Origin of the sequence: Streptomyces sp. DH12, from assembly GCF_020873895.1 — a bacterium.
Taxonomy (GTDB): domain Bacteria; phylum Actinomycetota; class Actinomycetes; order Streptomycetales; family Streptomycetaceae; genus Streptomyces.
Window position 1 is genome coordinate 155,419 of sequence record NZ_JAHWGT010000016.1, and the last position, 6,908, is coordinate 162,326.

The following is a 6,908-nucleotide window of genomic DNA, read 5'->3' on the forward strand; positions in this document are numbered from 1 at the left end:
GCCTTATGCCGCCACACGCCAAGAAGCACCACTTCATCCCCCAGTTCTTGCTCCATCACTTCGCTGGCCCCAAGGGGAATCTCGTCGTCCACCAGGTGATGAGCGAACGGCGATTCGGCTCGGCCGTCCGCGACCTCGGCCACCGCAACTTCGGCCACTCGATCTACCGCCCGGGACACGAACCCGACCACATGTCGATGGAGGAGGCCATGGGAAACATCGAGGGCGAGGCCGCCACCGTCGTCAGGGAACTGGTGCAGGGGAGAGAGCGCGCTGTACCAGCCCACGCCCGCAGCGCCCTGGCCTGGCTCCTAGCCCTCCAGTGGCAGCGCAGCCGCTTCCTGATGCACGTGACGGGCAAGGCGAGCGGGGTCGAGGACAGCGGGGTGTCCGACGAACAGTTCCAGACGAGCATGATGGGGTTCATCTCCATGTACGTGATCGATCCATGGCGGCTACGCCACGACGACGACGCGTACTACAAGGACCAGTGGAATCACCTGGTCTCCACTCTGCTGTCCAGCGACATGCACTGGTCCTGCTACCGCCCCCGCGGAGGCGGGCTCCTGGTCGGCGACAACCCGGTCTGTTTCTCCGGCGTGGTGGGTACCCCGCCAGAGGACGTGCCGCCCGGCTTCTTCGACCATGGAGTCGGGACCGGGTTCCACAACTTCCGGCGCCTGACTGTGCCGCTGGGCAGCAGCCTCGCCGTGATCATCTCCCGGGAGCCCCAGGACGCCTCGCGGCTGCGCGTCGCGGACATCAACCGCTACAGCGTCTTCAACAGCCGTGAGTTCGTGGCGCACGCTCCGGACTGGACTAAGGTCCATCCGGACCTCGCTCGCGAGCTTCCTCAGATGCTGAAGCGGCAGCGCATGGTCGCACCCGCTTTCCTACAGGGATACGCCCCCGGCAGCCGCAACTAACGCCCGGTCCGCTTCCGACGGTGACGCACTGTGTTAGACCCACCGGGTAAGGGGGTGTGAGGTGCAGCGTCTGGGCCACGGCCCGCAACAGAGCGCTACTTGCCACCTGACGGTACCTATACGAGCGGACCCCCGTGTAGAAGGCGTCATTGGTGCCGGTGTCTTTGACGCCGGCACCAGCGCGTGAGGGCTAAATCTCCTGCCGACGGCCGACAAGGGGCAGCCAGTTGGTGGACGGTGGCCAGGTACGGTGCGGCATCCGGCTCCGCAGAGCCAGCGCGTCCGCAGCCCAGCCCTCAGCGGCCTCCAGCGCGGGATGCGAGATCTGGTCATAAGCGGGGGCTACCCAGACCCGGTGGAAGACGGCGCGCTTCCACGGCTCGGCCAGGTGTGTCCGGATCCGTCCGGTCACTCCCTGGCCACCAGCTGCCATGCCGAGCCAGACGATGCGGCCCCGGGCATCGACTACGAGGTAGAGGCCCGGAGAGAACGCCTCGACGGTGCCGACATGCGACCAGTATGGGGCGCTGCTGCTGTAGCCGCCCAGGGCGCGAGCGAGCAGCGGGATGTGCGGCGGCAGGAGGATCGGGCCCGGCGGGGGCGCGGTGTCCTGCGGTGCACGCGCCCCCGGCAGGATGCCGCTCACTCAGCCCGCTCCGTCCCGAAGACGAACTCGTCGATGCCGCCGGTCATCGCTTCGGTTTCGGTCGGCCGGTATCGCAGCTTCCGCAGATGCTTACCGGCGCTTTCCACGATGGGACCAAGCTTGTCCAGCTCGTCCTCCCATCCTTGCCGCTCGTCAGCGCTCATGTCCCTGCCCGGCCCGACCAGGGCGCGCATCGCCTCGAAGTGTTTGTCGAGGGTCGTCACGCCCTTCTTCGCATTCTCGACCAGGCCGGTGATGGCGTTGATCTTCGCCGCCCAGTCCTCGCTGGGGGAGAGACCGGACGGTGTGCCCGTGCCGCCGCCCGAATCACCGTCCTTTACCGGAGGCCAGTGGCTGGTGAACCACTCCGAGTCGGCCGGCTTGGCCGTGTCAGTGGTGACGACGGCCCCGTCGGCCACCTTGCGGAGCCGGCCTTCGGCCAGCTCGCCCGGCCGCGCCTTGGCCATGCGGCCGGCGCGGTGCTGCATCACCTCGGCGAAGGTGTCGATCGCCTCGACGAACAAGGTGATCCCGTCGTCGGTGATGCGGGCCGCGGCGAGCTTGGTGGACACCGCGCGGCGGTCGCCGGTGGAGCCGTAGGAGCCGAGCAGCACCTTGCCGTTGACGAGGCCCGGCACCGCGATGTGCGCCAGTTCGGCGCGGGCGGCGTCGCGGCCGTCGCTCGGCTCGGCAGAGGCCGCTGCGGCGATCAGTTCGGCGGCAGGCAGCCCGGTGGTGTCAATGCCCTTCCGCACTGCGCTCTGGTGGGGGGTGTCCATGGCGGCGGCCGGGAGGTCAACCCCGCCGACTGCCGCGGTGAGCAGCGTGCTGCGGATCTCGCCGCGGGTTTGTGCGTGCTTGGCCCTCAGGAGCGACGGCGACGGCTCGACGAGGACCTTGGTCGTCCTGCGCAGGCTGGGGATGTCGCTGGGGAAGACTACCCGGTCGACGAGCCGGACGAGCTTGACCACGGCCTCGCGCGGATCGTCGTCCAAGAAGGCGGCCGGGGTGGCGCCGGTGAGGACCGCGTGCTCCAGCTCCGTGATCGCGGTTTCGGCGTAGGCGCGGTCGACCAGCTTCCGGCCGGACGCCATGGCCTGGTTGGTGCTCGAGAAGTCGAGCGGACCTCGCAGGTGGGTACGCAGGTTCGTCGACGCCAGCGCGGCATCGAAGTCCGGAGGGGTGCCCTCTTTAGGTACGTAGCCGATGACGAAGGCCGCATCGGTGACCGCGACCTGCAGCGCGTCGGCTGCCAGTTTCGCCCAGCGGCGCTCTTCCAGGGCATCCTTGGCTTTCTCCGGGTCATCCTCCGGGATCTCGATGTCCTCGGGATCGACACCGCTGTACTTGTTGAGCTGCGCGGTGAAGCGGTCCCGCCAATCGGCCGGGTTGCGCCAGCGCTGACCTTCAGGTCCGCCGAGGACCTGCTGGGGCAGGCCGAGCAGGCCGGCTGCGGGCTGGAGCCCGAACAGGTCGTGGCGGTGGCGGGTGCGGTTCGATCCGGCCGTTGCGGCGGTGGTATCCCATACCTGGTCACCGACTCGGTAGCGCACGACGTGATAGGTGGCCCTCTCGTCCTGGCCCGAGACCGCCAGGTCCGCCTGCAGGTCGTAGTTGCGGGCCTTCTCCGCTGCGGTCAGCCTGCCCTCGATGAAGGTCAGGTGCTCGGTCAGCGCCTTCTCGGACTCGAACTCGACTTCCAGTACCGCCCGCTGACCGCCGTCCGCCGTCTTGACCGGAACAACGCGCGGGGTGGGCACGGTGGCGCTCTGCGCCACGTCGTACGCGAAGCGGATGTTGAACTGGTTGATCGCGCTGGCCAGGCCGGGCTGCTTGACACGCAGCTCGTAGAGGGTGCCGTGCCCGGTGGGCACCTCATGCACAGCCTTGAAGCCAGTGACGTTGATGCCGGTCCTCTTGGTGCCACTCGTCGCGATCAGCGGCTTGAGGTTGATGGCCTCGGTGGCCAAGCGCTCCAGGGCGCTTCGGTCGAGGGTGCACCGGGGGTCGGCCATGCCGGCCTCGACGAACTGGGCACGGTACTCAGGGTCGTCGAGATAGGGGAAAGGGCCGGACGGGCGCTGGGGACGACGCGGCGACATACCGCACCTCTGCTTTCGTACGCGGGATCGCTGGCTCTTGCCGCGCTCCGAGGAGATAGGGACGCGGAGTGGGTCCGCCTCCCGCGTATGCAGAGGTGGGTGCCGCCGCCGTACCGCCTCCCCGCTGCTGCGGGGCACTGGGCCGTCGCGACCACCTTGGACGGATCACCGTCACCCGGCCACCGCTGGCTCCTCACGGGAACCGCAGTACTGGCCACCCCGGACCGGACCGGTCCACTGGGGTTGGTGCGGGTCACCGACATCGGTGCGCTCCATGACTCATGGTAGTTGTACGATGGCCAGTTGTCTGACCGTCAGATGAAAAGGGACCGATCATCGAGCCGCGCCCGCGCCAGCCCACCCCTCTGGCCGTTCGCTCCCTTCTGCGCGGTTCTGCTTCGATGTACGGAACGACTTGACCTGATGGCGTGCCGCCCTCTGGATCAGGAGGAGCCGACGCGCACCGGAGTTCACCCGGAAAGAGAGCGTGCGGGGGACGGGTACCGTGCCGGGTCTCGACGCCGGGGTCTTCGCCCTGCTCGTGTCTACTGTAGCTGCGACGAAGTGGCGCCTGTAGCCGTCTGACCTGGTCAAAGGGCCGGTCTGCCGCCACGGTGACCACGTATCCACCGCGACCGGCGGCGACTGGAATGGAATAGCCATTAGCGCTACCGGCTGTTCACTGATCCTTGACGCCATATACAGGCATGGTGTTGGCGCCAGTGAGATCTTCGACCACAGCGAGGTCGAGTCCGGCGGCACGCTCCAACATGTACATCCGTTGCTCAGGGGTCAGGCCCAGAGCATCGTCAGAGGAGATGAGTTGGAGGGTAGCGGCGGCTAGGGCGGGCGCGGCCGCGGCCACGGCCTGACGCATGGCCGCGTCGGCGGCATCGCCTGCGGGCAGGTCGGCGGCGTAGTGCGCGGCCAGGCCGTGGACCTCGACCACACGCGCGATGATCCGCTCCATGGCGGCGTTCACGCAGGCGTCCCCATGGTCGGTGCGCAGCACAGGGTCTACCCGCTGGTGACCGCTAGCGGTCGCGGCGGCCGATCGCGACGGTCCGTGCTCGGGACTGTATTCCTGGACGAGCTTGTGGGGGGCGGCTGCCGTGGCCTTCGGGGTGCGGCGGCGCAGCTTGTCGACGCGTTGGCGTACCCAGGCGTTGATCTGTGGGCGGGCGGCGGTGATGCCGCGGGCTGCCGCGGCCCAAGCGGCGTCCATGATGGGGCGCACTATCTCGCGGGCAAGGACGTCAGCGAGGTAGCGGCGGAACTCGTCGTCGTGGGATCGGTGGTCGTAGCCGTCGTGGTAGCCGTCGGCGTACCGGTCGGGGGCGTCAAAGAGTTCGGCCTGGCCGATGAGCGAGTTGTCCCGGTCGTCGCGTACGTTGCCGCGCATCCCGTTGGAGGAGGCGCGGGAGTAGTCGAGGTGGGTGCCGACGGGGTACACGGCCTCCACCAACTTCCGGTTTAGGGGCCGTTGGTTGTCAGTCATGGAAGGACTGTAGGGGGCGGTACTGACAGCGCGGGGGTGAAGCCCATCGCGTGAGCCTTCACCAGCTCGGTGATCTCGCCAGTCGGGCGCAGCCAGGGCATGACGCCCTCGAACCCAATCTCCTCGTCTTTCATCAGTCGCAGGCTCATGGGGCACAGTCTGCCGGTCCGGGCCGACCGGATCGAACCGACGGACTGCACCGCGCGGACTGGCTGGTCTCTGCTATTCCGTCCGTTCCGATATCCGACTCCACCATTAGGGAAGTGGGGCTCGATCCACACCACGGCCCTGTACGAGAACGCCGTGGCGGCCTCCGCGCTCTACAACGAGATCGTGGCCGCGGAAGTCTGCGAGACGCTGGGGCTGGCGACCGAGCCGCGCACCGTCACGCCGGGGCGCCGGCCGGTGATGGAGGTTGCCGGGGTGCCGCACGAGCTGATCCGCTGGACTGCCCGGCGCTGTGACCAGATCGCCGCCTGCCTGTGGACCCGATGGTGCGCACCCGGTGCGGTGGTGCGCACCGACGACGCCCCGCGTCCACTCCACCGAGTGGAGTCCACCGTCCGGGAGTGGACGCCACCGAGTGGAGCCCACCGAGTGGAAGTGGACGCCATCGACGGGAGTGGGGCCGCGCATCCACCCGGTGCGTTTCTCCTTGACCTCGGCTCAGGTCAAGGAGAAACGCACCGCCTTCACTCGGGCCCACTCCACCGCACCGCGTCCATCCAGTGGGCACCACTCCCGCGCGCCGGCCGCACCGGTGCGCGCACCGCCCACCGAGTGGAGCGCACCCGATGGACGGTGGTGCGCACCGGATGGGCGCTCCACCGCACCAGTGCGCACCCGATGGTGCGCTCCACCGCACCGGTGCGCTCCAACCCGGTGCGGTGGAGCGGTGGTGCGGTGGTGCGGTCAGAGGTGCGCATCCGGTGCGGAGTGCACTGCGTGCGCCAGCGCCAGGTGCTCGTCGCGCATCGCCTCCAGGGTGGCGCAGGTGTCTCCGTGGTCGTCGGGGTCGGGGATCACGTTCTCAACGAAGCGGGTGATGCTGCGGGCGATGCCGGGCACCGCCGTGGTGGGGGAGTTTCGCGCCCAGTCCCGCAGCGCGGACAGCAGCACACACCCGACCTCGTCCAGCACGAAGGAGTCCACGCACAGGTCGGCGGCCTCTCCGGCCACGGCTGTGACGGGCCAGATGATGTCCTCGGCGAGCCGCAGCAGGGTGAACGCCAGCTCCGGGGTCGCCTCCACCCGCCCAGCGGCGTAGGTACCGCCGCCCGTCTGCAGCGCCAGGAGGTAGTCGAAGCCCTGCTCCACCTGCTCGGGCGTCAGCGGCGTACGGGTCGGGATCAGGTACGGCATGTAGCTCTCCTCATGATGACCGCCGTGCGACTCGCGGCGTCGTCTTCGTACGGTCGGCGCGCTGCCCTGTGGACAGAGGACGGAGAACTCTGCCCTCCAACTCGAACCGGGCGAGTCGGGACTGTAAGGGCCAAACCTGGCCCCTTGTCCGGCAGGGGCGGCTCGGGCGCGAATCCGCCCCTGCCTCCTTGTCCAACTCCGCTACCACCTGACCGCTGCCCTGTTTCTCCTTGACCTGGCCACGGTTAGACCGCGGTCAAGGGGTGCTTCCTCACGGTGGCTTCGGCCCGTGCGCAGATCCGCGCGCGGGCCGGACGACCGCTGACCCGGCCGCGTGCGGCCGGAGAAACCCGAGGACGCGATGACCACCGCAC

The 6,908-nt window shown here is 68.8% G+C and carries 7 protein-coding genes and 1 pseudogene; 2 read left to right on the forward strand and 6 right to left on the reverse strand.

Translation table 11 applies throughout. The features are described 5' to 3' along the window. Positions 1–5: 5 nt before the first annotated feature. A complete protein-coding gene (locus LPA54_RS17205) occupies positions 6–926 on the forward strand; it encodes a DUF4238 domain-containing protein (protein WP_228978605.1) in 921 nt (306 codons plus the stop codon). Between the two features lie 190 nt (positions 927–1,116). Here the strand turns inward: LPA54_RS17205 and LPA54_RS17210 are convergent, their stop codons facing one another. The 4 genes from LPA54_RS17210 to LPA54_RS17225 form a co-directional block, all read right to left on the reverse strand. After that, on the reverse strand, positions 1,117–1,572 hold the full coding sequence (locus LPA54_RS17210) for a hypothetical protein (protein WP_228978607.1): 456 nt from the start codon (positions 1,570–1,572) through the stop codon (positions 1,117–1,119). After that, positions 1,569–3,674, reverse strand: a complete 2,106-nt coding sequence (locus LPA54_RS17215) for a hypothetical protein (protein ID WP_228978610.1) — start codon at positions 3,672–3,674, stop codon at positions 1,569–1,571. The genes LPA54_RS17210 and LPA54_RS17215 overlap by 4 nt, the downstream gene beginning before the upstream one ends. Positions 3,675–4,353: 679 nt before the next feature. Then, positions 4,354–5,172: a hypothetical protein gene (locus tag LPA54_RS17220; RefSeq protein ID WP_228978612.1), complete on the reverse strand. Its 819-nt coding sequence runs from the start codon at positions 5,170–5,172 to the stop codon at positions 4,354–4,356. Beyond that, entirely contained in the window at positions 5,169–5,321 is a 153-nt protein-coding gene (locus tag LPA54_RS17225) for a hypothetical protein (protein WP_228978615.1), read from the reverse strand. The genes LPA54_RS17220 and LPA54_RS17225 overlap by 4 nt, the downstream gene beginning before the upstream one ends. Between LPA54_RS17225 and LPA54_RS17230 the strand changes: the two are divergent. After that, positions 5,320–5,592: pseudogene (locus LPA54_RS17230) on the forward strand (hypothetical protein); the annotation flags it as partial. The gene LPA54_RS17225 and the pseudogene LPA54_RS17230 overlap by 2 nt on opposite strands. A 272-nt stretch (positions 5,593–5,864) precedes the next feature. On the opposite strand, the gene LPA54_RS17235 reads toward LPA54_RS17230, so the two are convergent. Both LPA54_RS17235 and LPA54_RS17240 read right to left on the reverse strand, forming a co-directional pair. Further along, positions 5,865–6,098 carry a hypothetical protein gene (locus LPA54_RS17235; RefSeq protein WP_228978630.1) on the reverse strand — a complete coding sequence of 78 codons (234 nt, stop codon included), beginning with the start codon at positions 6,096–6,098 and terminating at the stop codon, positions 5,865–5,867. After that, positions 6,085–6,534, reverse strand: a complete 450-nt coding sequence (locus tag LPA54_RS17240; RefSeq protein ID WP_228978632.1) for a hypothetical protein — start codon at positions 6,532–6,534, stop codon at positions 6,085–6,087. Before LPA54_RS17240 ends, LPA54_RS17235 begins: the two co-directional genes overlap by 14 nt. Positions 6,535–6,908 lie beyond the last annotated feature (374 nt).

Coding starts and splice junctions, on each gene's coding strand:
- LPA54_RS17205 (WP_228978605.1), top strand. CDS start 6: ATGCCGCCACACGCCAAGAAGCACCACTTCATCCCCCAGTTCTTGCTC.
- LPA54_RS17215 (WP_228978610.1), bottom strand. CDS start 3,674: ATGTCGCCGCGTCGTCCCCAGCGCCCGTCCGGCCCTTTCCCCTATCTC.
- LPA54_RS17220 (WP_228978612.1), bottom strand. CDS start 5,172: ATGACTGACAACCAACGGCCCCTAAACCGGAAGTTGGTGGAGGCCGTG.
- LPA54_RS17225 (WP_228978615.1), bottom strand. CDS start 5,321: ATGAGCCTGCGACTGATGAAAGACGAGGAGATTGGGTTCGAGGGCGTC.
- LPA54_RS17235 (WP_228978630.1), bottom strand. CDS start 6,098: ATGCGCACCTCTGACCGCACCACCGCACCACCGCTCCACCGCACCGGG.
- LPA54_RS17240 (WP_228978632.1), bottom strand. CDS start 6,534: ATGCCGTACCTGATCCCGACCCGTACGCCGCTGACGCCCGAGCAGGTG.